Raw genomic sequence first — 22614 nt, forward strand, 5'->3', positions numbered from 1 at the left:
CACAGAAACCTGAACTCATCCGATGAGTCAGGCTGCACTGACCACGCTTTTGCCACTGGCCCACTTAAGCGCCAGCAATGCCAGTACCAACGCCAGTATTTGCCAGCCAATCCAGAGTGCAGGCAGCGCATCTTCCAGCGACATTCTGAAGAGTATGCCTCCCAGAGCGGAGTAGATGATGAGATAAAGCATCAACCAGGTCAGGTGGACCGGGCGAGAACAGAGACTACCCACAGCCAGAGACAGAGCGCAGCCAGCAGTTTGCAGCAATATCAACTGCACCAGACTAAACCAGTTAAAGCCGTAAACCAGGCCAATCAAAGACACCACCAACAAACTGTTGATGGCCAGCAGCAGTAATAACCAGAGCTGCGAGTGAAACATGGCCTCCATCAGCCCGCGACGGCCGTCAAACACGGGTAAGGCCAGCAAAGTATCCTGACTGCGCAGCCTCAGCACCCGGGTCCAGTGCACCAACATACAGGTGATACCCGCGCCCTGCAGCAGTACAAACTCCACCGGGAACTTAATATCCACAACTGGCAGGAACCAGCCTAATAGCAGGGCGACCAGGCCTAAGGTCATCAGGAAGCTGCCCAACATGGGACCACTGAAAAAGCTCAGGGGGAACAGCTTATGGGACAGTCGAATCACCAAAGAATTATCGGTAACACCCGGAATCCACATCCATCCCATTTCGGCGCCCGATACCGTAATACTACTGGCCGCAGGGTGCCATTTGAGCGCGTCAGGCCGGGACAGATGACGCCACAGAATAACCAGCGACACTATCAGGATCAGAGACGGCATCCAGTTGGGTAACAGGGAAACCACATCATCGATGAAAACCAGCAGGAAGTAGAGAAAAAACGAGGCGTAAAACAGTCTTGGCGTTTGGGTTGCGTACAGCAGGAACACAGCCGCCAATGAAATAGACAACAGCAGGGTATTTAATGCCGCCGGGTAGAATACAGCCGGGACCAGGAGGGTCACCACAGACGACAGGGAAAGTACCACAGCCAATTGCCGCAAATAGTGCTCTCTGGCTCCGGGAATAAGCAGCAGTCCCTCCTGCGCCCGCAGACGGATCAGCTGAAGTGCGCCGGCAGCCCAGATCGAGATCAGCGCCAGCGCATACATAAGGCCCATACCTTCAGGCTTGCCAGCGATCAGCAATACAGTCCCCACCAGCCAACCGACTGAAGCGGCCTGCACAAAGCTGTTGCAGCTGACATCTCTGAGCCACCACTGACTCATCCCCTGAGTCCAGCTGCTCATAGATCCATTTCCCCTCTGTTCATTTCCATATAGAGGCGCTCCAGATTGACTGTCTCTATCTGGGCATCGCTGATAGCCTGTCCCTGATAACCATCCACCAATATCGAGTATCGGTTTTGGGCCAGTACAGTCAGCCCCTCAGGCAATTGATGGCGCTCAGCTCCTTCGCTGAAATGCAGTAATCTTATCTGTTCCCGCAGCAGATCCAGCTCCCGCATCAATACCAGCTTACCCTGGCGTATCAAGGCGACATGGCTGGCAACACGTTCCAGATCTGAAGTGATATGAGTAGAGAAGAGCACACCAGAGCCGGACTCGAGTGCCAGCTCAAACAGATCAGACATAAAGGCCTGACGGGAAATGGGGTCCAGACTGGCGACAGGCTCATCCAGCAACAGCAGTTTTGGCCGGTATGCCATGGCCATGATCAAAGCCAGTGACTGCCGCTGCCCGATAGAGAGTTGCTGCACCCGGGCTTTGCTATCCAGTCCGAATCGCACCAACCATTGGGATTCGAGCTCCTTATCCCAGTCAGAATAGAAACTGGAGTGCAGTGAAAGTGCCTGGGCCACGGTAAAACCTTCGTAACCAACAGGCTGTTGGGGCACATAACCAATACGGCTTTTGGCACAGCTGCTCAGCTCGGCAGGAGACTCACCCAGGGTTTTGAGCTCACCCCGTTCTATATCCAGAATCCCCATGGCTGCGCGCATCAGGGTCGATTTACCTGCACCATTGTGCCCCAGTAACCCCACCACCATGCCGGGCAACAACTCCAGGCTGAAATCGTCCAGCGCCGGCTTATCTCCGTATCGCTTGGTTATCTTGTTAAAACTCAGCAATGGGGTGTCCGGCTCTGTCATCTCGCTTCCTTTATGAATCCGTCCAACGTGACTTAATCAGGGCCTGCAGTGAGGGTAAATCCACACCCAGCTGCTTAGCCTGCTCTATCAGCGCATCGGCTTGTGGGGCAAGCAGCTGTGCTCCCTCCCCCTTTTCACTGAACTCTCTTTGTGCCACCTGAGTGGGTTGGCCCCGCCTTCTTTCAAGGTAGCCCTGCTCCACCAGATTCTGTACCGCGCGGGAGACTGTCATGGGATTAACTTTAAGAAAGTCAGCCATCTGTCGCACCGATGGCAGGGTATCTCCCGGTGCTATCTGTCCACCCACGATAAGCCTTATCACCTGCTCCTGGAGCTGGCGATAAATAGGTTCACCACTGCTGGGGTTGACACGCAATAAATCTAACATTAGCCTTACACTGTATTAATACATTGATACACTGATACACCACTCAAGTTAACACAGACTTGTCTGGATTGCCAAAAGGAAATCAAGCTATGCGCTATCCACAATCAAGAGAGAATAAGGGGCTACGCAGTCAACTTGCCCTCCCCGCCCGGGCGCTGAGACAGGTGTTTCAGGCAGGTGCCCTGATGCTGGCCACCATGGCAGCAGCTCAGGCCACCGATATCTTTGCCAATACCGACAGCTGTTATGTAGACGGTATAGATGAAAAAGTGCGTTGTGGTTCTGTCACTGTGCCAGAGAATCCAAATAAGCCGGATGGCAGGAAAATTGATATTCAGTATGTGATTCTACCGGCCATTAAAAATGCCGAGCCGGGTAAAGCACTGCTGGGGATAGCAGGTGGTCCCGGTCAGTCAGCCATTGAGAGCGCTGGTTACTTCGATAAGCTGCTCACCAAGACCCGCCAGTTCAGAGATATTCTGCTGATCGATCAGCGCGGCACCGGCAGCTCCAACATCCTCGCCTGCGACAATATGTCTCCGGTCGATGCCCTGGCTATCAATGATGAAGCCCAGGATATGGTGGCACTCACCAAAGAGTGTATGGACGCCCAGAATGCAGATATTACCCAGTATGGCAGCCTCAACGCCGTGACTGATTTCGAGGCCGTTCGCAAAGCCATTGGTTATGAGCAACTGGATGTTTACGGCATCTCCTACGGCACCCGCATGGCGCAGCTGTATATGCGTCAGTATCCGGAAACCACAGCCACTGTGACCCTGGATGGCGTGGTGCCCATGCAACAAAACCTTATCTATATCGGTGATGCCATTGCCCGTGCGACCGAGATTATGCTGTCGGACTGTGAGCAAAACCAAGCCTGTAATCAGGCCTTCCCCGAGCTGAGAGCTGAACTTGAAACCGTGAGTGATCACCTGGCCAGGGAGCCACTGCAAACTCAGGTCAATGACCCGGTAGCCGGTGAAATGACCGACCTGACACTGACCCGCAGCAAGTTCCTCAGTGCCATTCGTATGGCCCTGTATGCCCCCAATACCCGTAGCCTGCTGCCCTACGCCATCAGCCAGGCCGCTAAAGGCAACTATCAGCCTATTCTGGGACTGTATGCGCTGACGACTGACGGTGCAGGTATTGCCATGGGGATGCATGCCAGCGTGGTCTGTGGCGAAGACATTCCCTTTGTCGATGAAAAGGCCGCAGAAGTCGCCAATCGCACTTTTGTGGGCGGCGAGATGCTGCGGGCTCTCTCAGAGATCTGCACCATTTGGCAGGTACCCCCTGTCAGTGTTGACTTCCACCAGCCTGTCACAAGTGACATTCCAACTCTGTTGCTGTCCGGTGAGATGGACCCGGCCACGCCTCCTTCCTGGGCAGAGCTGGCCAAAGTACAGCTAACCAATGCTGAGCACATTGTCTCTCCCTATGCCGGCCATGGCACTGCCTCACAAACCTGTGCCCATGGGCTTATCGCCACACTGGTAAAAGATGGCTCACTGGAAAATCTGGATACTGAGTGTATGGAGCGGGATACCAGCCGCAGCTTTTATCTCAATGCCAACACTGTCGAACCCCTGGCCAACGCCAGCAACGAGGAGTAATCACCATGATTAGCGTAAACGACCTTTATAAGCGCATCGGTGATGTTCAGGCGTTGGATGGCCTGAGTTTCACCGCTGAAGATGGCCAGATCACCGGCCTGCTTGGCCCCAATGGCGCAGGTAAGACTACTTGTCTGCGTACTGTATTTGGTCTGCTGAAGCCCGATTCCGGCAGCGCCGAAGTTGAAGGCATCAATGTGGCGGTTTCACCGCAGGAAGCCAAACAACAACTGGGCCTGTTCCCGGACCCATTTGGCCTGTATGAGCGTTTGACCCCACGGGAGTACATCAGCTTTTTTGCCGAGCTCAACGGCTTGAACCGCAAAGAAGCCAAAGCCGCAGCAGAGAAAGTGATTCACGATCTGAGACTGGATGATATTGCCGACCGTCGCTGTAAAGGCTTCTCCCAGGGCCAACGTATGAAGACAGCACTGGCGCAGGCCATTGTGCATCGCCCCCGTAACATCATTCTTGATGAACCGACCCGGGGCCTGGATGTCATGAGTACCCGGGTGCTCAGAGGCATGCTCAAAGACCTGAGAGATCAGGGCCACTGTGTGCTGTTCTCCAGTCATGTGATGCAGGAAGTCGCTGCCCTGTGCGATCAGGTGATAGTGATGGCCAATGGCAAGGTAGTTGCCACCGGCAGCCCGGCAGAGCTGTGCGCTCAAACCGGCCACGATTCACTGGAAGAAGCCTTTATTCAACTTATCGGTACAGATGAGGGGATTGCAGCATGATCAACAAGATAATCACTCTGGCTCGCAAAGAGCTGAAAGATGCCGCCCGCGATAAGCGTTCGGTAATGGCCGGTCTCTACTATGCCATTGGTACACCTCTGGTGATGTGTGGTCTATTTATGGTGCTGATTGGCCAATTGACCAGCCCGGAAGATATTAAGATCACCATCAAGAATCAGGATTATGCGCCGGATCTGGTGCGTTACCTGGGTAACGAAGGTGTACTGCACGGCGAAGCCGACGATCCCGACACCAAGGAGATCACCCTGACGATTTCGGAAGACTATCCTGCACAGATGGCCAAAGGTCAGCAGGCGGTAGTGATTCTGCAAGCGGACAAGTCCAATGAGAAACTGCAAAAGTCGATTCGCAGGCTGGAGCAGAACCTGCAGTCCTACAGCATGGAAGTGGGCAGTTTGCGATTGATTGCCCGGGGTATTGACCCAAGAGTGGTTCAGCCGATCAAGCTCAAGGTGGAAGACCAGTCCACTGCGACCTCCAGGGGTGGTGTGATTCTGGGGCTGGCTATCTTCACCATGATTTATGCCGTGTTTATTTCCGGCATGAACCTGGCTATCGACACCAGCGCCGGTGAGCGGGAACGCAATTCACTGGCACTGCTGCTGAGTCACCCTGTATCGACCCGGGAACTGGTGATTTCCAAGATTATCGCGGTCAGCGTATTTGCGCTGCTGGGCCTGGCGTTAATCCTGCTGGTTTCCAAGTTCGCTTATACCCTGGTGCCCTGGCAGGAGCTGGGTTTCAGCATCAATATCTCGCCAGAGTTTATGCTTGCCATGCTATTGGTGGGTATCCCTGTCGCCCTGATGGCGGCCAGCCTGCAGATTTTCGTGTCCTTTATGGCCAAGACCTTCAAAGAGGCTCAGTCCTATCTCACCATAGTGCTGATTGTGCCTCTGGGGATCTCCATGATGGCCACCTATGAGATCGCTCCGGACACACTGCAATGGTTGCCGGTATCTGGTCAACAACAGGCCATGATGGCACTGGTGAAAGGCAGGGAAATCCCCATGCTGCAGCTGCTGGTATCGTCTGCCACCACACTGTTTATTGCCTTGGTAATGGCACTGGGACTGGAAAGAATGCTGAAGAGCGAGAAGGTGGTCTTCGGTCTGTAATCCCTCTGGCCGCTGCGCCAGAGATGCAGTGGCCACCAATTTAAAGAGAGTTTCGGAGGTTATGATGGAAAACGATTATGCACTTATGGCGGTTATCACTGTATTTGTAATCTGTGTGTCCGCGTCCGAGATGTTCAAAATCTGGATGAAGAGCCGCGCCACGCAAATCACATCCGGTATTGGCAAGGCAGATAAGTCACAGGTAGAGCAATTGGCGACAGAGAATGCTCAACTTAAGGAGCGAATTGCCACGCTGGAGAAAATCGTCACTGACTCGGCTTATCAGCTGGATCAGGAGATAAAAAGCCTTAGATAACAGTAATTGTTAAAGCCAGAAGAATCAAAAGCGCAGCATTGGCTGCGCTTTTTGTTGTCAGTCGGGTCGCTGTCAGCAACAGGTGTGACTATTAAACTTGGCTCGGTATGCCCTGGGGGATAATGAGGTTTGTTGCTGGAACAGCTTCCGAAATGAAGCAGAGTCGCCATAGCCAACCCGGTCGATAATCTGCTCCAAAGCCATATCTGTGGTCTCCAACAGGCGCTTGGCTTCATCAATTCTCAGCTTTTGCCAATAGCTGCCCGGCGTTTCATTCAGAGCACTCTTAAAACGTCGGATCAGGGTACGCTTGCCCATGGCAAACTGCCCGGCCAGCTCATCCAGATTTATCTGGCTGGTCAGGTTTTGCTGCATCCACTCCTGCACCGCCTGCACCTGACTGTCCTGATGCTGCTCCAATTGGAATGACATGGTCATAAAAGGTTGCTGCGAGCTGCGGTTGGGCGCCACCAGCAGTACCTTGGACAGCTGATGTGCGACCTGCACCCCGGCCAATTGCTCCACCATATGCAGCGCCAGACTCAGGCAGGAACTGGTCGCGCCGGCAGTATGAAACTGGCCATCACTGACCACCAGCGAATCCATACACAAATGAGCATGGGGAAAGCGCAGCTTAAACAGCTCTGTCAGCCACCAGACTGTGGTGGTCTTAATCCCATTCATCAAGCCGGTAGACGCCAACACCAGGGTTCCGGAACAGTAGGCCGCTATCGGCTTACCGGTTTTGGCGTAATCCGTCAGGGGCACCACAAAAGGTGCGAAAGCGTGCTGGAACGCCATCAATTCGGCTTCATCAGTCACAAAGGCAGAAGCCAGCAATACCGCATCAGCCTGATTGAGATCCGTCTCTTTTATACCTGTGGCCGGGATTTGAAATCCCTGATTGGTCAGCACTGGCTCACCGTCCGGACTGACCACATGCACATGAAACAGATCGTTTTCGGCCTCGGGATGAATACGTTTCCAGTACACATTGCAGAAACTGAAAACGTCAAGAAAGCTACTGATACCGCTGGCAACCACATTACCGGCAGCAAGAATCATCACTGTCTTCATCTTTCACCTGTCACTTTTCACCACAATATTGTCAATAATGACACTCACAGCCTGTTTGTCCAGTTTCTATACTGTTTCCATCAGGCATCAGGAGGTGAAACATGCTGAGCAAATATCAAAGAGGGTTAATATCGTTGGGCTATCTGACAATCAGTTGGAGCCTGTTACTGTGGCTGCATATGAACATTGAGCCTAATGTGTTCGCCCATATGGTGGCGATTCCGGTATTGATGCTGGGCACTGGGGTATCGGCCTGGCGTTTCTACAACAAGCACTGTTGTGAATGAAGACGTTACTGATGATTCAAGCGAGAGTATGGAGTCTTGGCTGGACTAAGGACTACTTCAACAATGTCCCCGGCCTGATGCATGAATACGGAGGTCAATACATTCTGAAGGCAACAAAGCTTGAATTGGTCGAAGGAGAAGATGAGCCGTGGCAACAGCTATTGATAGCTGAATTTCCAACACCTGAATCTGCCAAAGCCTTTTATTCAAGCGCCGCTTATGAGCCATGGAAAGCCTTACGCCGGAAACACGGGGAATATCGAATACAACTGGTGTCAGGCTAAAACAAAAGGGTTCCCTCGTTGAGGGAACCCTTTTGGATTATGTCTCGGCTGCAAAGGTAAAATGCCTGAGCTAAGTCGCTGCACAGAACCAGACAGCTTAATGACTGAGGTTTGGCATTTCTGGCATCTGAGATTATTTAGCCTTAGGTCGGAACGGCTTAATCACTTCTTCGTTGCATTCCAAAAACGGGCCTTCCATCAGGTCGATGCAATAAGGAATGGCCGGGAATACGGCATCCAGGCATTCACGAATAGACTTGGGCTTACCAGGCAGGTTAACGATAAGGGTATCGTCACGAAGACCTGCGGTCTGGCGGGACAGAATCGCGGTAGGTACAAACTTCAGCGACTCGGCGCGCATCAGTTCACCAAAGCCCGGCATCATACGGTCACATACAGCTTCGGTCGCTTCAGGCGTCACATCACGCTTGGCTGGACCGGTACCACCGGTAGTCACAATCAGGCAGCACTCTTGCTCATCGGCCATCTTGATCAGCGTCGCTTCAATCACATCCTGCTCATCCGGGATCACCTCATAAACAGGTTCCCACTCTGACGTCAGGTAATCATTCAGGGTATCGATAATAGCTTTACCCGAAATATCCTCATAAACACCGGCGCTGGCGCGGTCGCTGACGGTCACAATACCGATTTTGGCTTTAGCCATGATTGCTGTCCTTTGACTGGTTTTTCGTTGAATGTGAGGAATCATACCCAATGTCGATCTTTGCCGATAGAGCGCCACTGAGGCTTTTTACTCTGCTGTGGCAAATACCAAGATGCCAGCGGATTCAATACGCTTTAGCTGATATCGCACCCTGCGTTGGCTCACAAAACAGACAACAAGCTAACCTACTGTCACGTTTCGATTTTTTAGCAATCGCTGGATAACTCAAGCTGTGATCACCTGCAGGTTTCCATGATCTCCGGTTGGATATAACCAGCTAATGGCAGGCGGTGAAGAGCCGTCTTCAATATTGAGCTGAAACAGGGAGAATCAGCCATGTTCTATGTCCATATGCTGTTGTTATTGGCGGTAATCTTTATCGGTATCCGCTATGGAGGGGTGGCCTTCGGTCTGTTCGGTGGCCTGGGCGTATCCATTATGGCGTTTGTATTCGACATCGCCCCTGGGTCACCGCCGGTCACGGTTATGCTGATTATTCTGGCTGTAGTAGCGGCATCCGCCACGCTGGAAGCCACAGGTGGCCTCAAGCTACTGGTGAAATTTGCCGAGAAGCTGCTGCGCAAACACCCGGACCATATTGTGTTCCTGGGCCCACTCTGTACCTACTTCCTCACCGTGTTAGTGGGTACCGGTCACTCGGTTTATCCGCTGCTACCTGTTATCTATGACGTTGCCTACAAGAAAGGCATTCGCCCGGAGCGCCCTATGGCGATTGCCACTGTGGCATCGCAGATGGGTATCACCGCCAGCCCGATTGCAGCAGCTGCCGCCGTGGTGATTGCCACTTCGATGGAAAACGGTCTTGAATTGAGTCTGATCAGCGTACTGCTGGTGACCATTCCAGCCACATTGACCGGCGTGCTGGTTGCCTGTGCCTGGAGTCTCAAGCGGGGTAAAGATCTGGATAAAGACCCGGAATTCCAGGCCAGACTGCAGGACCCGGAGTTCAAGGCTTCTTTGGTGGATGCGGATATTGAGCACACCAATAAAGATGGTAAAGATCCTATCGCCAGCCGCGGCCTGACGGTATTCCTGCTGGGTATTCTGATGGTGATTGTGGTGGCCATGTTCGGTGATGTGCTGCTGCCGGAAAAAGTCGGCATGTCCAAAGCCATTCAGTTTCTGATGCTGGCGGTGGGTGGCATTATCCTGCTGGTGACAAATATCGACCCCAAGAAGATTGTCAGCAGTAACGTGTTCAGCGCGGGGATGACAGCCGTGGTGATCATCTTCGGTATTGCCTGGCTCAGCGACACCATTATCGGTCATCATAAATCCTATCTGGTGAGCCAGATAAGCGACATGGTTAACCTCTATCCCTGGACCTTTGCTATCGCGATGTTTGTGGTGTCGGCCTTCCTCAAGAGTCAGGCGGCTGTGTTGACCATTATGCTGCCACTGGGTTTCTCGCTGGGTATTCCACCTGCAGTGCTGATCGGTGTGCTGCCAGCCTGTTACGCTTACTTCTTCTTCCCCTTCTACCCAAGCGATCTGGCTGCTATCAGCTTTGACCGTACCGGTACCACACGTATCGGTAAGTACATTTTAAATCACAGCTTCCTGATGCCCGGCTTTATCGGGGTGATTGTGGCGACAACCACAGGTTACTTCATCTCTATGGCGATTAACTGATCCCGTCATCCGCGGCTTGTAGATAATCAAAAGGCCCACTGCACAGTGGGCCTTACTCTTCATCAATTCCTATCCTTCAATGCCGAAGGCTTGCCTGACTGGTCTCATCCAGCTGCAACAGAGTCTCGACCTGTCCCTGATAGTCATTATCCTTGATCGTCAGCCTGTGGCTGTTGGTGAATTCAAATACTGGAGCATTCGGGTGAAGCGGAGGTCTGTTTGTATCTGACACCTTCACTATCCGGTTGCCCGTGACTGTCATGCCATCAACCCTGTCGGCCCAAACAACTCTGTTATCAAAGGTCAGAATATCGTTATCGATAAACCGGATGTTGCCGTCAAAAGCCTGAGTAGCGTCGAAGCCTCTGCCCAGCCTCGGGGTGATATACACCACAGCATGCTCTTTACCCGAGTATGCACAGTGCTCAAACCTGTTATTCCGGATAGTCACATCCTCAACCGCACCGGATTCATACCAGTAGAAGCTCTCACCCCGCAGGAAAATGCAGGACATCATGGAGTAAAAGCGATTGCCTTCAACCAGGATTGGCTCAGGCGTTTTCAGTACGATACTTCTGGCTCTGTGGTCGCCAATTTCACTGTTACGCAGGGTAAAGGCAGGGTTCCAGGTTTTGTTTTCCAGCAGATCTCCCACTTTAAGCTTCGCAGCCAACGGTTGCTCAAATCTAAGCTCAACAAATTGTTCATTGATGGGATTTACGGCAATCACACGATTCGTTGTTTGCCGTGCTACATCCGGCTGATGGATAAACCAGACCTCATCCCCTGCAGCGGCAAATTCGAAGCCCTGCTGCTCAAAATGCATTAACTCGGCGATAAGGGTATGTTTATCAAGCAACTTATTTACAGTCACATAGGTGCCATGGACATTAACGCCATCGTCCAACATGTTCTCGAAGCGACTGTTTTCAATCAGAATATTACCGCCACAATTGGCAAAATGGGTGGCATCAGCAGTAGAGGAAACCACCCGGGTCCCATGCAACTCATCTTTCAGTACCACGGCGCTGTTGAGGATTTGGATATCTTTGGAACGCTCAAACAGAAACCCCATTCCCAGAGCATGGTGCACTTTTACGCCATCTATCAGAATATTACTGGAGTTACGTACCTGAAAAGCCGGTGCATACCTGTCGTTGTGACGGTCTCCTTTTGAGTTCCACCACATGCCCACCTCAGGATAGTGCTTCAACTTTTCATGAAGACGAAAAATACCCTTACCACGCTTTTCAACCCGGGAAGGCTTACTTTTGAAATCCCATGCACCATGGCCAACCCGTTTCTTATCTGGGTCGAAGTAAAGAGTTGAGCCAAGATATTGATAGTTAAACCCATCCACATTGGGAAACGTCAACTCTCCCCCGACAAGCTTGTAACTGTTTCCCGGCAAAGGCTTTAAATCAACCCATCCCTGACGAGAGTCAACACTCACCACTTCAGCAGTAAAAGTGAAGGGAATATCCCAGTCGATAGATAAATTTCGCACTGTCACCTTGTTGTTCCGGTAGAACTGGAAAGGAGCGACCTGGCCATGGAATATTAATTCAGCACCATTGCCCTCTATCTCAACAGAATCAAAGTCCTGCAGCGTAAAAATCCCTTTCTTTATGCCATTGCCGTGATTGGTAATGACCCGGTACGAAGACTCAGCATAGTCCGGCAGAAACTGATAACGCCCCGGCTTAAGCACTATGCGTACATGGGGATCTGTCACCACCGCCAGCGCCTTGCGCAACACCGGCGTCATATCATCAGCAACAGGCTCCAACACTATAGTTTCAAGTGCTTTTGCCTGGAAAATACAGCTCAAAAGCAGCCAACACACGAGCAAACATCTCATCAGTTATATCTCTCAGCGTCCCTTTAACTAAATATAATCACATTTATAATACAAATGTAACCCAACCCGGAGAATCTAAGAATATTTGAGTGTTAGAAGACCACCCAATTGTGAATTGGCCCTGCTGGTTCTATGTTGAGCCCGAGACCTCATAAGGTTTCGACAAAGGCGACATTTTTGAAAAACAGTTGTCAATCTCATCACTTTTGCTGGCGTTTGCCACTCTGATGCCAGACACTTCCGCGATAAAACTAACCACATAAAAGGTAAAAAGAATTGGTTAAAGAGTACTTCTATGGAAAGTTTGGGGATGACCTTAAATGGTTCTGGCTGGATGCATTTTTCTTTGTATTGGCACTGGTGTTGTCTGCGGGAGCGATTGGCTTCGCCGGATGGGTAATCAAGGATTTACTTCAAAAGCTGTTTTAGGGCATCCCCACTGGTCTGCACAAATAAAAACAAAGGCGCCACGGGGCGCCTTTGTCATAGTGCGATGACAGTGATATTACACCACCTCACCGGCGGCATAACCTGAGCTCCAGGCCCATTGGAAGTTATAGCCTCCCAACCAGCCGCTGACGTCCATCACTTCACCGATAAAGTAAAGTCCGGGCACCTTTTTAGCTTCCATGGTTTTGGAGGACAGCTCGTCGGTGTCCACCCCACCCAGAGTGACCTCGGCAGTGCGGTAGCCTTCGGTCCCATTGGGAGCGATTTGCCAATTATGCAGATAATCCGAAAGCTGCTGAATTTCGCCCTTCCCCAACTGGTTCAGATTCTTGTCCGGCAGGTCGCCCAGCTCCATCAAACGTTCCACTAAACGCTTGGGCATTAGTCGACTCAATGCATTTTTGAAAGACAGTTTTGGTGATTCATGAGTGATTGTTTTGCACCACTCAACAAAATCCAGTTCAGGCAGCAGGTTAAAGCTGATCTTCTCACCCGGCTTCCAGTAGGAGGAGATCTGCAATACAGCAGGACCACTCAGGCCTCTGTGGGTAAACAGCATAGCCTCTTTAAACTGCTTGCCGCATTCAGCGGTGGCAGTTACGGGCAGGGCAATACCCGACAGCTCTTCATACTTTTCTTTATCTTCCGGCTGCAGGGTAAAAGGCACCAAACCTGCAGTGGTTGGCAGTAACTTAAGGCCAAACTGCTCTGCCACCTTATAACCAAATGGGGTCGCCCCCAGTTTCGGCATAGACAGTCCGCCAGTAGCAATCACCAGAGAGTCACACTGATAGCCGCCCTCAGAGGTTTCCAGCGCAAAGCCTTTCTCCAACCTGTCGATATTCAGGATTTCGGTACGCAGCTGAGTAGTTACTCCCGCCCAGTCGCATTCAGTGGTAAGCATGTTGACGATATCCTTGGCGGATTCGTTGCAGAACAGCTGACCCAGGGTCTTTTCATGAAACTCAATGCCATGGCGCTCCACCATGCCAATAAAGTCCCATTGGGTGTAACGGGCCAACGCCGACTTGACGAAATGGCTGTTGCGGCAAAGGTAAGCACTGGTTTCAATATTCTGGTTGGTGAAGTTACAGCGGCCACCGCCACTGATCAGTATCTTGCGCCCCAGCTGTTTGGCATTGTCCAGCAACAACACACTACGGCCCCGATATCCTGCCGTCAGGGCACACATCATCCCTGCCGCACCGGCTCCGATAATGATGACATCAAACTTCTGCATTGCGCCTTTCGCCTACTTCTGGAAATAAAAAAGGGTGCTATTTTAGCACCCTTTTTCGTGAAATTTTCAGCCGTATTAACTGCCTGACGTTTCGGATTTTTTCTCACGCGCCAACAGCTGAGCTGCAGCTTCAAACGGAGATTTGTCCTCATACAGTACCTGGTAGATCTGCTCAGTAATCGGCATCTCAACACCCAGGCGCTCAGCCAGGGTATAAACCTCTTTGGTGTTGCGATAACCTTCAACCACCTGGCCTATTTCAGCCTGTGCAGTATCCACATCACACCCCTTACCCAGTGCCAATCCGAAACGACGGTTACGGGACTGGTTATCAGTACAGGTCAATACCAGATCACCCAAGCCTGCCATACCCATAAAGGTACTGCCTTTGGCGCCCAGAGCCTCACCCAAACGGGAGAGTTCAACCAGGCCACGGGTAATCAATGCCGTTCTGGCGTTGGCACCAAAGCCAATACCATCTGACATACCGGCGCCAATAGCGATAACGTTCTTCACTGCACCACCCAACTGCAGACCAATAAAGTCATCGTTGGCATATACGCGCAAACGTTTTGGGCTGTGCAGCAATTCAACCAGATCATCGGTAAATTGCTGGTCAGTACCGGCGACAGAAATGGCGGTCGGCAAACCGGCGGCCAGTTCTTTGGCAAAGGTAGGACCGGACAACACTGCCAGTGGATAGCCTTCACCCAGCTCATCGCGGGCGACATCCTGCAGCAGACGGCCGGTTTCCGGCTCCAGACCTTTGGTGGCCCAGACGATACGGGCGTCTTCACGCAGCAGTGGTTTGGCCTGGCTCAATACCAGTCCAAATACATGGCTGGGAACCACCACAAGCACATTGCGACTGGCAGCCAGTGCGGTGGTCAGATCGGCTTCAGGGATAAGCTGCTCAGGCAACTTGATACCCGGCAGGAACTCCTGGTTCTCGCCATCACGCTTGAGATTGGCAATATGTGCGGGCTCGTGGCCCCACAGCACTGTCTTGTGACCATTGCTGGCCAAAGAGATAGCCAGGGCGGTGCCGTATGAGCCCGCCCCCAGTACCGTAATATCGGCAGTGTTGTTCATAGAAAATTACGCGTTGGCTTCTTCAGATTGAGCTACCTGAGCTTCGGCCTGACGCTGCTGCACATACTGGGCAAACAGGGCATCGAAGTTAACAGGAGCCAGGTTCAGCTGTGGGAAAGTACCACGGTTCACCAGGCTGCCAACCAGTTCGCGGGCATATGGGAACAGTACGTTCGGGCAGTAAGCACCCAGAGAGTGGGCCAGCTGAGGCTCGCTCAGGCCAGAGATAGAGAAGATACCGGCTTGCTGTACTTCACACAGGAAAGCAGTTTCTTCGCCGTTTTGAGCGGTTACAGTCAGAGACAGGATAACTTCATATACATCATCAGCCAGCTTGTTGCTGCGGGTGTCCAGATCCAGCTTCACCTCTGGGTTCCACTCTTTCTGGAAAACGCCTGGGCTGTTTGGAGTTTCAAAAGACACATCTTTGGTGAAGATGCGCTGAATGTTGAATTGTGGGGCTTGTTGTTCGTTATTTACTGCTTCAGCCATAGTTTCCTACCTATCCTATCTTTGTTGCGGCTTCGCGATTAAAGCCGTATTGGGCTCAGGGAGGTCATTCTCCCAATTCCTTCCCGGTTATAACGGTATATCAGTCAAAAAAACACACCAATGATATTAATCGACTGTTATTTATGCTGGACGGCTACTGCGAGCCGCCTGCCAACCTTATCGCTTGCTTTTCTTAACAGGCAAATTAGCTGCCTGCCAGTCACCCATACCGCCTTTCAGATTCAGCAGGTTCTCAAAACCTTGCTTGGCCAAAAGCTGAGCAGCCTGTGACGAGGTCATGCCAGTGTTGCATACCAAGATAATGGGGGTGGATTTAAACTTTTCAACCGCTGACAGCTGGTTGTTTTTAATATCCGCCATTGGCACGTTGATCGCGTCAACGATATGGCCCTTCTTGAACTCTTCTTTAGAGCGCACATCAACTACCTTGGCGTTTTCGCGGTTGACCAGAATGGACAACTCCTGATTACCAATGTTTTTGATGCCGGAGACCGCGGCCTTAACCGTAGTAACAATAACTGCCACCAATAAACCTACCCACGCCAGACTCAGCATTGGGTTGGCTTTAAAAAACTCGATGTATTCTTGCATGATTCAGTGCCTGTAATAAGGGCGAGAGACATTCCGAAGGCACAGAGTATACCTACTGATATGGCAGAATGCAGCAAACTAAGGGTTTTGCAGCCGAATGCTTTGTTCTAGCTATGAATAATGCTCAACAAACCCGGTTGCCCCCACAGGTGCCAGCAAATCAGCTATCAGGCCGTTGCGATAACAGCAATCGCAGGGACTGACGTTTTCCCACCTGCCAAACCATAGTAGTATTTGAGCAATTTCAGATTCAATTTCACGCTTTAGCTTATGTAAGGAAGTTCAATGACAACAGCAAAACGTCCGCTGGCGCTTTTGATACTGGATGGATGGGGTTATCGCGAAGATACTCATCAGAACGCCGTGTATCATGCCAACACTCCGGTATTGGACAAACTGTATCAGGAGTATCCGCACTCACTGATCTCCGGCTCGGGCCTGGATGTGGGTCTGCCTGATGGCCAGATGGGCAACTCTGAAGTCGGTCATATCAATATTGGCTCAGGTCGCATTGTTTATCAGGAGCTGACCCGTATCGGCAAATCGATTCAGGATGGTGAGTTCGATGACAACCCGGCGCTGACCAAAGCTGTCGATGACGCTGTTAACGCCGGTGGCGCCGTACATATCATGGGCTTGCTGTCTCCCGGTGGTGTTCACAGCCATGAGGAACATATCGAAGCCATGTGCCGGCTGGCGGTAAAACGCGGTGCTTCCAAAGTGTACCTGCACGCCTTCCTCGATGGCCGCGACACGCCTCCCCGCAGCGCCAAAGGCAGCCTGGAGCACTTTAATCAGCTGTTTGCTGAACTGGGCCAGGGTCGAATCGCCTCTGTTGTTGGCCGCTACTACGCCATGGACAGAGACAACCGCTGGGATCGCGTAGAGCAAGCCTATGACCTGATCACTCAGGGCATCGGCAAGTACAGCTATACCAACGCCGTCGACGCCCTTGAAGCTGCCTACGCCAGAGACGAAAACGATGAGTTCGTGGCGGCATCAGCCATTCTTGATGGTGACAATAAGGCTGCGCAACTGCAGGACAATGATGCGCTGATCTTTATGAACTTCCGCGCCGACCGTGCCCGCCAGATTACCCGCGCCTTTATCAACAGCGACTTCGATGGTTTCGAACGCAAGGTTCACCCGGCGGCCAGATTCGTCATGTTGACCGAGTATGCCGCTGATATCGATGCGCCGGTGGCTTTCCCGCCATCACAGCTGGTGAACACTCTGGGTGAAGTACTGCAAAACAGCGGTAAAACTCAGCTGCGTATTTCAGAAACAGAAAAGTACGCCCACGTCACCTTCTTCTTCAACGGCGGTAAGGAACAGACCTTCGAGGGCGAAGAGCGTACCCTGATCAACTCCCCCAAAGTGGCCACCTATGACCTGCAGCCGGAGATGAGTTCAGGAGAGCTGACAGACAAATTGGTGGAAGCCATTGAATCGGCTAAGTATGATGTGATTATCTGTAACTACCCCAACGGCGACATGGTGGGGCATACGGGCAACTTTGATGCCGCAGTCAAAGCCTGTGAAGCGGTAGACAGCAGCATTGGCAGAGTGGTTGACGCACTGCAGAAAGTGGGCGGGGAGTGTTTGATTACCGCAGACCATGGTAACGCAGAGCAGATGGTAGACACCTCTACCGGCCAGCCTCACACCGCTCATACCAGCGAACTGGTTCCCTTTATTTATGTCGGCCGTAACGCCAGCATTCAAAGCGGTGGGCGTCTCAGTGATATCGCGCCAACTATGTTGACGCTGATGGGACAGCAGGTTCCGGCAGAAATGACAGGTCGCCCATTAATCACAGTTGAAGAGTAACCTGTTACCTGTGCAAAAACATACGTTAGCCAAAGCCTGCCTGATGGCAGGCTTTCTCATGTTCTCATCTGGACTGCACGCCGCCGATCTGCAGGATCGTCAGGCGGAGCTTAAGCGTCTGCAATCACAAATCAGCAAGCAACAAAGCTCATTGCAAAGTACCAGTAAACAAAGAGAGCAATTACTGTCTTTGCTTAAACAGGATGAAAAAGCTGTCGCCCGGGTCGCCCAAAAAGCCAATGAGACCCGCAAGGCACTGAAGGATATAGACAAAGAACTTGCAGATATCGCCAGTCGTCAAATCCAATTAAATAAGCTGAGAGATACTCAGCAGGACACCCTGTCCAAACAGCTCGCCAGTGCCTACCTTGCGGGAAACCACGACTACACCAAGATGCTGCTTAATCAGCAAAACCCAGCCACCATCGAACGTATGCTGGCCTATTACCAGTATCTTAATGACGCAAGAATCCAGGCGATCACCAACCTCAAGATCACCATGGAAGAACTGACCTCGCTCGAAGAAAGGGAGCAGGAACGCAAGACCAGGCTCAATGCGCTGATGCTGGATCAGCAAAAGCAGGCAGATGAGCTGGCAAAAGAGCAGGATCAGAGAGAGCAAACACTGGCCCAGCTGCAGCGTGTATTGCAGGATAAAGGCGCGCATCTGGAACAGTTACAGATTGAAGAAGCCAGCCTGAAACGCGTGCTGGAGGAAGCCAAACGCGCCGTTAAACAAAGCGCATCCCTTAACGGACTGGCCAAAAGCCGGGGTAAACTCAGCTGGCCCACCAAGGGCAAGGTACGTCACAGCTACGGCAGCCAACGCTCAGGGGGAATCACCTGGAAGGGCGTCATCCTCTCTGCCCCGGAAGGTCGCGAAATTAAACCTGTGGCTCCGGGTAAGATTATCTATGCTGACTGGTTACGTGGTTTTGGTATGGTGATGGTAGTTGACCACGGCAAAGGTTACATGAGCCTTTACGGTCACGCCCAGGCTCTGCTCAAGTCAGTAGGAGAGCAAGTCAACACGGGAGACACCATCGCGCTTGTAGGGCGTTCAGGTGGACAGTCCGAGCCTGGCCTATACTTTGAGATAAGGCACAAGGGACAAGCGATCAATCCGGCAAGATATTGTCGCTGATGACAGCAGGTCTCCTTCACTCAAATGGGGGCCTGCATGTTACCAATACTTCGCTATATCAGCTGTATCGTATTTGGACTCATGCTGGGGTTATCCATCACCCTGGCTGGCAAGGAACACGCCACCCCGAGCAACCACTATAACTTCCCATTGCTGATGGATGTTATTGAAACGGTTGAAACTTACTATGTTGATCAGATAGACAGAGAAGAGCTGATCGACGCTGCCATAGAGGGCATTTTCAGCAAACTCGATCCTTACTCAACCTTTCTCGAGCATCAGGATCTGGTCACTCTGCGGGAATCCAATCGGGGGGAATATTTCGGCTTCGGCTTCGAAATCGCCACCGAAGATGACAGCATCCGCATCGTCACTCCCTTTCCCAGCTCCCCTGCAGAACGCGCAGGGATCAAGGCGGGCGATACTATAGTCAGCCTCAACAGCAAGCCAAGAAATACCGGGGACCTTAATGGCATGCTGGAGGAGATCCGGGATGCCAGTCTAAAGAGACGAACCATAGATATGGAACTTAAGCATCAGGGAAGTGGCTCAGCTTATCAGGTGACACTCACTCCGGAAGTCATCCGGGTGCAGTCGGTAAGCAGTGAAATACTGGATGAGCAGATTGGCTATATACGACTGTCCAGCTTCCAGGATACCTCAGCCGCTGAGATGAAAGCCGTAGTGCAACAGTGGCAGACAACTCCGTTGAAGGGAATAGTGCTGGACCTTCGCAATAACCCCGGAGGCTTGCTGGAACAGGCGATTCAAATTGCCGACCTCTTCCTCGATGGCGGCAGAATAGTGTCAACAGAGGGCCGTTTCTTCGATGCCAACTCTGACTACTTTGCCGCACCAGAGCACTATCTTGCCGAACTCCCCGTATTGGTGCTGATCAATAAAGGCTCAGCATCTGCTGCAGAAGTTCTTGCCGGAGCTCTGCAGGACAACAAGCGAGCGACCATTATGGGTGAGCAGAGTTTCGGAAAAGGCACAGTCCAAAGCCTGATCCCAACTCTCTACTCAGGCAATGCAGTCAAACTCACCATAGCCCGTTATACCACTCCAAAAGGGCAGGATATTCACGCCAAAGGAATACAGCCGGACATATTATTTCCCGCTGAGGGTGTCGCTGAGCAAAACAATGTGCATATAATCAGAACACAAGAGGCTGATGCTGGGCATGCTGTAGATTCCGATTTGCAGTTGGCAATCAGCTGGATAACACAACAAGACTAATATCCGGGTTCCGTGCGCTACATATTAATACTGATTCTGCTGATGTCAGGGATGGCATCTGCTTTTGGGGCTCAAGTCGCCCTGATAATTGATGATATAGGCTACAGGCCTACCGATAAGGCGGTGCTTTCCCTCCCCGCCGGAGTAACCCTCTCCGTTCTTCCCCACACCCCCATAGGTGCCGAGCTGGCGAAACAAGCCCATGCGAAAGGCCACGAGATTATGCTGCATCTGCCCATGCAGGCGCTCAATGGTAAAAAGCTGGGGCCCGGTGGTTTAACCAATCAGATGGATGAAGTGGAAATCAAACAGGAGATCTCATCTGCGCTGGCCAGCATTCCCTATGTAAAAGGTGCCAACAATCATATGGGGAGCCTGTTGACCCAGATAGAGCAGCCAATGAACTGGGTAATGGAAGCGTTAAAACAGAACCAGCTTTATTTTGTAGACAGTGTAACCACCAAATACACCAGAGCAGGGAAACAAGCAGATGTTATCGGTGTACCACTTCTGACACGACAGTTGTTCCTGGATAACGATACCCGGGAAGCCGCACTGGAAAAGCAATTTAATCGTATGATTGCAAAAGCCCATCAGCTGGGACATTTGGTAGCGATTGCCCACCCTCACCCTGACACTATTGCTTATTTGAGGGCGAACCTTTCAAGGTTGGAGCAGGAGGGTATCAGCCTGGTGCCGGCTTCATCACTCCTGCCTTATGAGCTCGCCAAAAAACAGGGGATCAGTCCAGAGATACCACTGTAGCAGTCACACCAGGAATGAGTGTTCTCAGCTCTTCTGCGTTAGTGATGACATCCTGCAGGGTGTAATTGTCCAGCACAGCCATATAGGCTTTAACCGCCTCATTCAAAACACCCTTAAGCTGACAGCCTGGAGTCAATACACAGTAAGGCTTGTTACAGTCAATCGGTGCCAGTGTATTCTCCAGTTGGCGCACTACCTTACCAACATTGATCTGATCGGCTGGCATTCCCAACCTGAAACCACCACTCTTACCGCGTATCGTTTCCAGATAGCCCAGCTTGCCCAGGTGGTGTACAACCTTGGATACGTGGTTGGCAGACAGGTCAAACACTTCTGTAATTTCAGCAATGCGGAACAACTGAGATCTCTCAGGGTACATAGCCACATACATCAAGGTTCTAAGGCCATAATCTGTATATCGGGTTAATTGCATTTTACTGTCCGGTTGCTTGTTCCAGGGAAGTGATTAGCCACAAGGCTTCCTGATTCGTTTTACCACAAACATCAGGTGTCGCGTCAAATTCACTGCAAACCAAAGGCCTGTCACTACGGCCAAAAATCATGCAAAGATTCTCTGCAGAAAGTTGAATACAGCGTTCGCCAGCGGGCTTGCCCTTAGGCATTCCCGGAATTGGGCTACTGATAGATGGCGCGATACAACAAGCACCACACCCCAATCTACACTGCATGACAACCTCTTTTCAGTCTGATACCCGATAAAAACAGGCGCAAGATTATACAGCTAAACCCCCATACGTTACAGCAACGCCGCTCGGGAAATCCAAACAATTGTCGGAGATAGAGGAATAAATAGATCTATTTGATAGTTACGATAACAAGACAGTGAAAGATCAAGTGGTCTAAAACAAAGGAGTCCATTGCATCAGTAACGGGGTCTTTCGCTTCTCTTTCGAGAATAATTAGGCACTTGGCAATAACCAGCTATCTATGCCTTTCTCTCATATGGGGGTTAAGTAAGTCCGCTTTGGAAGCGAAGCTTTCAGGACTTGATTAACGCGGAGCGAAGTATGAGCGTTACCGACCGCTCAGCGCGGGAAGCGCCATGGATGGCGTGAATGTCGAGATTGTCTGGAACATTTCTCGACTTGACGTCGGGGGAGGTGCTTGGCAATGGCCAGCTACGCTAAAGCTTCGCGCTCATAAGCACATCGCTATCGCGACATTCGCCCTACTATCACATGAATGGAAGCTTCACTACGTGAAGCACTTTCTACTCTCCCCATGTGAGAGGGTCATTGTGAAAAGCGCATAAACAAAAAAGCCCGTTGCATCAGCAACGGGCTCTTTCGTTTATTGGGCGCTTGGCAATGACCTACTCTCACATGGGGAAGCCCCACACTACCATCGGCGCAGCTGCGTTTCACTTCTGAGTTCGGAATGGGATCAGGTGGGACCACAGCGCTATTGTCACCAAGCAAATTCTTTTTTCTTACCGCCTTGGCAGTAAGAAGTAATTTGGAAAGCTTCAGAGTTCGACTTCAATCAAGTCTTGTATTCTATTCAAGGTTTTAACCAGTGTTACGAAACCCTTTTGGGTTGTATGGTTAAGCCTCTCGA

At 51.4% G+C, this 22614-nt stretch carries 24 protein-coding genes and 1 rRNA gene; 12 read left to right on the forward strand and 13 right to left on the reverse strand.

The genetic code is table 11. The features are described from left to right. Nucleotides 1–27: 27 nt before the first annotated feature. From ACFOE0_RS13490 to ACFOE0_RS13500, 3 genes are read right to left on the reverse strand one after another with little or no spacing between them, the layout of a single operon-like run. Nucleotides 28–1278: a hypothetical protein gene (locus ACFOE0_RS13490; RefSeq protein WP_248936733.1), complete on the reverse strand. Its 1251-nt coding sequence runs from the start codon at nucleotides 1276–1278 to the stop codon at nucleotides 28–30. Next, nucleotides 1275–2141, reverse strand: a complete 867-nt coding sequence (locus ACFOE0_RS13495) for an ABC transporter ATP-binding protein (protein WP_248936732.1) — start codon at nucleotides 2139–2141, stop codon at nucleotides 1275–1277. Before ACFOE0_RS13495 ends, ACFOE0_RS13490 begins: the two co-directional genes overlap by 4 nt. 10 nt (nucleotides 2142–2151) lie before the next feature. Beyond that, the gene (locus ACFOE0_RS13500; protein WP_248936731.1) at nucleotides 2152–2529 is read right to left on the reverse strand and encodes a GntR family transcriptional regulator; all 378 of its coding nucleotides are present in this window, start codon (nucleotides 2527–2529) and stop codon (nucleotides 2152–2154) included. 89 nt (nucleotides 2530–2618) lie between these two features. On the opposite strand from ACFOE0_RS13500, the gene ACFOE0_RS13505 reads away from it, so the two are divergent. The 4 genes from ACFOE0_RS13505 to ACFOE0_RS13520 all read left to right on the forward strand — a co-directional run bounded on the left by ACFOE0_RS13505 (nucleotide 2619) and on the right by ACFOE0_RS13520 (nucleotide 6343). Continuing rightward, nucleotides 2619–4148, forward strand: a complete 1530-nt coding sequence (locus ACFOE0_RS13505; RefSeq protein ID WP_248936730.1) for an alpha/beta hydrolase — start codon at nucleotides 2619–2621, stop codon at nucleotides 4146–4148. Between the two features lie 5 nt (nucleotides 4149–4153). After that, nucleotides 4154–4888: an ABC transporter ATP-binding protein gene (locus ACFOE0_RS13510; RefSeq protein ID WP_115136652.1), complete on the forward strand. Its 735-nt coding sequence runs from the start codon at nucleotides 4154–4156 to the stop codon at nucleotides 4886–4888. Next, complete coding sequence (locus ACFOE0_RS13515) at nucleotides 4888–6027, forward strand: ABC transporter permease (protein WP_248937023.1); 1140 nt, start codon at nucleotides 4888–4890, stop codon at nucleotides 6025–6027. The genes ACFOE0_RS13510 and ACFOE0_RS13515 overlap by 1 nt, the downstream gene beginning before the upstream one ends. 64 nt (nucleotides 6028–6091) lie before the next feature. Then, the gene (locus ACFOE0_RS13520; protein ID WP_248936729.1) at nucleotides 6092–6343 is read left to right on the forward strand and encodes a phage shock protein B; all 252 of its coding nucleotides are present in this window, start codon (nucleotides 6092–6094) and stop codon (nucleotides 6341–6343) included. Between the two features lie 72 nt (nucleotides 6344–6415). Here the strand turns inward: ACFOE0_RS13520 and ACFOE0_RS13525 are convergent, their stop codons facing one another. Then, nucleotides 6416–7420, reverse strand: a complete 1005-nt coding sequence (locus ACFOE0_RS13525) for a GlxA family transcriptional regulator (protein ID WP_248936728.1) — start codon at nucleotides 7418–7420, stop codon at nucleotides 6416–6418. A gap of 101 nt (nucleotides 7421–7521) precedes the next feature. Between ACFOE0_RS13525 and ACFOE0_RS13530 the strand changes: the two genes are divergently transcribed. Further along, the gene (locus ACFOE0_RS13530) at nucleotides 7522–7707 is read left to right on the forward strand and encodes a hypothetical protein (RefSeq protein ID WP_248936727.1); all 186 of its coding nucleotides are present in this window, start codon (nucleotides 7522–7524) and stop codon (nucleotides 7705–7707) included. Further along, nucleotides 7704–7991: a DUF1330 domain-containing protein gene (locus tag ACFOE0_RS13535; protein ID WP_248936726.1), complete on the forward strand. Its 288-nt coding sequence runs from the start codon at nucleotides 7704–7706 to the stop codon at nucleotides 7989–7991. The genes ACFOE0_RS13530 and ACFOE0_RS13535 overlap by 4 nt, the downstream gene beginning before the upstream one ends. Before the next feature lie 133 nt (nucleotides 7992–8124). Here the strand turns inward: ACFOE0_RS13535 and mog are convergent, their stop codons facing one another. After that, entirely contained in the window at nucleotides 8125–8658 is a 534-nt protein-coding gene (mog, locus tag ACFOE0_RS13540) for a molybdopterin adenylyltransferase (protein WP_248936725.1), read from the reverse strand. 336 nt (nucleotides 8659–8994) lie between these two features. On the opposite strand from mog, the gene ACFOE0_RS13545 reads away from it, so the two are divergent. Beyond that, nucleotides 8995–10311, forward strand: a complete 1317-nt coding sequence (locus ACFOE0_RS13545; RefSeq protein WP_248936724.1) for an anaerobic C4-dicarboxylate transporter — start codon at nucleotides 8995–8997, stop codon at nucleotides 10309–10311. A gap of 76 nt (nucleotides 10312–10387) precedes the next feature. Here ACFOE0_RS13545 and ACFOE0_RS13550 read toward each other — a convergent pair whose 3' ends face one another. Further along, nucleotides 10388–12172 carry an alpha-1,3-galactosidase-related protein gene (locus ACFOE0_RS13550; RefSeq protein ID WP_380712152.1) on the reverse strand — a complete coding sequence of 595 codons (1785 nt, stop codon included), beginning with the start codon at nucleotides 12170–12172 and terminating at the stop codon, nucleotides 10388–10390. A gap of 276 nt (nucleotides 12173–12448) precedes the next feature. Between ACFOE0_RS13550 and ACFOE0_RS13555 the strand changes: the two genes are divergently transcribed. Next, nucleotides 12449–12601 carry a hypothetical protein gene (locus ACFOE0_RS13555; RefSeq protein ID WP_248936722.1) on the forward strand — a complete coding sequence of 51 codons (153 nt, stop codon included), beginning with the start codon at nucleotides 12449–12451 and terminating at the stop codon, nucleotides 12599–12601. A gap of 76 nt (nucleotides 12602–12677) precedes the next feature. On the opposite strand, the gene ACFOE0_RS13560 is transcribed toward ACFOE0_RS13555, so the two are convergent. The 4 genes from ACFOE0_RS13560 to ACFOE0_RS13575 form a co-directional block, all read right to left on the reverse strand. Next, nucleotides 12678–13862 carry a BaiN/RdsA family NAD(P)/FAD-dependent oxidoreductase gene (locus ACFOE0_RS13560; protein WP_248936721.1) on the reverse strand — a complete coding sequence of 395 codons (1185 nt, stop codon included), beginning with the start codon at nucleotides 13860–13862 and terminating at the stop codon, nucleotides 12678–12680. Nucleotides 13863–13937: 75 nt separating this feature from the next. After that, on the reverse strand, nucleotides 13938–14954 hold the full coding sequence (gene gpsA, locus ACFOE0_RS13565) for an NAD(P)H-dependent glycerol-3-phosphate dehydrogenase (protein ID WP_248936720.1): 1017 nt from the start codon (nucleotides 14952–14954) through the stop codon (nucleotides 13938–13940). A 6-nt stretch (nucleotides 14955–14960) separates the two neighbouring features. Continuing rightward, nucleotides 14961–15446: a protein-export chaperone SecB gene (secB, locus tag ACFOE0_RS13570; protein ID WP_115136662.1), complete on the reverse strand. Its 486-nt coding sequence runs from the start codon at nucleotides 15444–15446 to the stop codon at nucleotides 14961–14963. A gap of 177 nt (nucleotides 15447–15623) precedes the next feature. Beyond that, nucleotides 15624–16058, reverse strand: a complete 435-nt coding sequence (locus tag ACFOE0_RS13575; protein ID WP_115136663.1) for a rhodanese-like domain-containing protein — start codon at nucleotides 16056–16058, stop codon at nucleotides 15624–15626. 285 nt (nucleotides 16059–16343) lie between these two features. Between ACFOE0_RS13575 and gpmM the strand changes: the two genes are divergently transcribed. Genes gpmM through ACFOE0_RS13595 form a run of 4 tightly spaced genes read left to right on the forward strand, consistent with a single transcriptional unit; the run spans nucleotide 16344 to nucleotide 21036 of the window. After that, nucleotides 16344–17888, forward strand: coding sequence for a 2,3-bisphosphoglycerate-independent phosphoglycerate mutase (gene gpmM, locus ACFOE0_RS13580; protein WP_248936719.1), 1545 nt, complete (start codon nucleotides 16344–16346; stop codon nucleotides 17886–17888). 10 nt (nucleotides 17889–17898) lie between these two features. Next, nucleotides 17899–19032: a murein hydrolase activator EnvC family protein gene (locus ACFOE0_RS13585; protein ID WP_380712156.1), complete on the forward strand. Its 1134-nt coding sequence runs from the start codon at nucleotides 17899–17901 to the stop codon at nucleotides 19030–19032. A gap of 36 nt (nucleotides 19033–19068) precedes the next feature. After that, the gene (locus tag ACFOE0_RS13590; protein WP_248936717.1) at nucleotides 19069–20271 is read left to right on the forward strand and encodes a S41 family peptidase; all 1203 of its coding nucleotides are present in this window, start codon (nucleotides 19069–19071) and stop codon (nucleotides 20269–20271) included. A gap of 12 nt (nucleotides 20272–20283) precedes the next feature. Continuing rightward, on the forward strand, nucleotides 20284–21036 hold the full coding sequence (locus ACFOE0_RS13595) for a divergent polysaccharide deacetylase family protein (RefSeq protein WP_380712158.1): 753 nt from the start codon (nucleotides 20284–20286) through the stop codon (nucleotides 21034–21036). Here the strand turns inward: ACFOE0_RS13595 and ACFOE0_RS13600 are convergent. From ACFOE0_RS13600 to rrf, 3 genes are all read right to left on the reverse strand, one after another. Further along, nucleotides 21014–21469 carry an Rrf2 family transcriptional regulator gene (locus ACFOE0_RS13600; RefSeq protein ID WP_248936715.1) on the reverse strand — a complete coding sequence of 152 codons (456 nt, stop codon included), beginning with the start codon at nucleotides 21467–21469 and terminating at the stop codon, nucleotides 21014–21016. The genes ACFOE0_RS13595 and ACFOE0_RS13600 overlap by 23 nt on opposite strands. Before the next feature lies 1 nt (nucleotide 21470). After that, complete coding sequence (locus ACFOE0_RS13605; protein WP_248936714.1) at nucleotides 21471–21725, reverse strand: YkgJ family cysteine cluster protein; 255 nt, start codon at nucleotides 21723–21725, stop codon at nucleotides 21471–21473. Between the two features lie 631 nt (nucleotides 21726–22356). Continuing rightward, nucleotides 22357–22472 (reverse strand): 5S ribosomal RNA (rrf, locus tag ACFOE0_RS13610). Nucleotides 22473–22614: the final 142 nt, after the last annotated feature.

It is taken from the genome of Shewanella submarina (genome assembly GCF_042646185.1).
In the GTDB taxonomy this organism is placed as follows: Bacteria; Pseudomonadota; Gammaproteobacteria; order Enterobacterales; family Shewanellaceae; genus Shewanella; species Shewanella corallii.

Excerpts from the sequence above, each read along its gene's own strand:
- ACFOE0_RS13490 (WP_248936733.1), bottom strand. The coding sequence starts at position 1,278 with ATGAGCAGCTGGACTCAGGGGATGAGTCAGTGGTGGCTCAGAGATGTC.
- ACFOE0_RS13495 (WP_248936732.1), bottom strand. The coding sequence starts at position 2,141 with ATGACAGAGCCGGACACCCCATTGCTGAGTTTTAACAAGATAACCAAG.
- ACFOE0_RS13500 (WP_248936731.1), bottom strand. The coding sequence starts at position 2,529 with ATGTTAGATTTATTGCGTGTCAACCCCAGCAGTGGTGAACCTATTTAT.
- ACFOE0_RS13505 (WP_248936730.1), top strand. The coding sequence starts at position 2,619 with ATGCGCTATCCACAATCAAGAGAGAATAAGGGGCTACGCAGTCAACTT.
- ACFOE0_RS13510 (WP_115136652.1), top strand. The coding sequence starts at position 4,154 with ATGATTAGCGTAAACGACCTTTATAAGCGCATCGGTGATGTTCAGGCG.
- ACFOE0_RS13520 (WP_248936729.1), top strand. The coding sequence starts at position 6,092 with ATGGAAAACGATTATGCACTTATGGCGGTTATCACTGTATTTGTAATC.
- ACFOE0_RS13525 (WP_248936728.1), bottom strand. The coding sequence starts at position 7,420 with ATGAAGACAGTGATGATTCTTGCTGCCGGTAATGTGGTTGCCAGCGGT.
- ACFOE0_RS13530 (WP_248936727.1), top strand. The coding sequence starts at position 7,522 with ATGCTGAGCAAATATCAAAGAGGGTTAATATCGTTGGGCTATCTGACA.
- ACFOE0_RS13535 (WP_248936726.1), top strand. The coding sequence starts at position 7,704 with ATGAAGACGTTACTGATGATTCAAGCGAGAGTATGGAGTCTTGGCTGG.
- mog (WP_248936725.1), bottom strand. The coding sequence starts at position 8,658 with ATGGCTAAAGCCAAAATCGGTATTGTGACCGTCAGCGACCGCGCCAGC.
- ACFOE0_RS13545 (WP_248936724.1), top strand. The coding sequence starts at position 8,995 with ATGTTCTATGTCCATATGCTGTTGTTATTGGCGGTAATCTTTATCGGT.
- ACFOE0_RS13550 (WP_380712152.1), bottom strand. The coding sequence starts at position 12,172 with ATGAGATGTTTGCTCGTGTGTTGGCTGCTTTTGAGCTGTATTTTCCAG.
- ACFOE0_RS13560 (WP_248936721.1), bottom strand. The coding sequence starts at position 13,862 with ATGCAGAAGTTTGATGTCATCATTATCGGAGCCGGTGCGGCAGGGATG.
- gpsA (WP_248936720.1), bottom strand. The coding sequence starts at position 14,954 with ATGAACAACACTGCCGATATTACGGTACTGGGGGCGGGCTCATACGGC.
- secB (WP_115136662.1), bottom strand. The coding sequence starts at position 15,446 with ATGGCTGAAGCAGTAAATAACGAACAACAAGCCCCACAATTCAACATT.
- ACFOE0_RS13575 (WP_115136663.1), bottom strand. The coding sequence starts at position 16,058 with ATGCAAGAATACATCGAGTTTTTTAAAGCCAACCCAATGCTGAGTCTG.
- gpmM (WP_248936719.1), top strand. The coding sequence starts at position 16,344 with ATGACAACAGCAAAACGTCCGCTGGCGCTTTTGATACTGGATGGATGG.
- ACFOE0_RS13590 (WP_248936717.1), top strand. The coding sequence starts at position 19,069 with ATGTTACCAATACTTCGCTATATCAGCTGTATCGTATTTGGACTCATG.
- ACFOE0_RS13600 (WP_248936715.1), bottom strand. The coding sequence starts at position 21,469 with ATGCAATTAACCCGATATACAGATTATGGCCTTAGAACCTTGATGTAT.
- ACFOE0_RS13605 (WP_248936714.1), bottom strand. The coding sequence starts at position 21,725 with ATGCAGTGTAGATTGGGGTGTGGTGCTTGTTGTATCGCGCCATCTATC.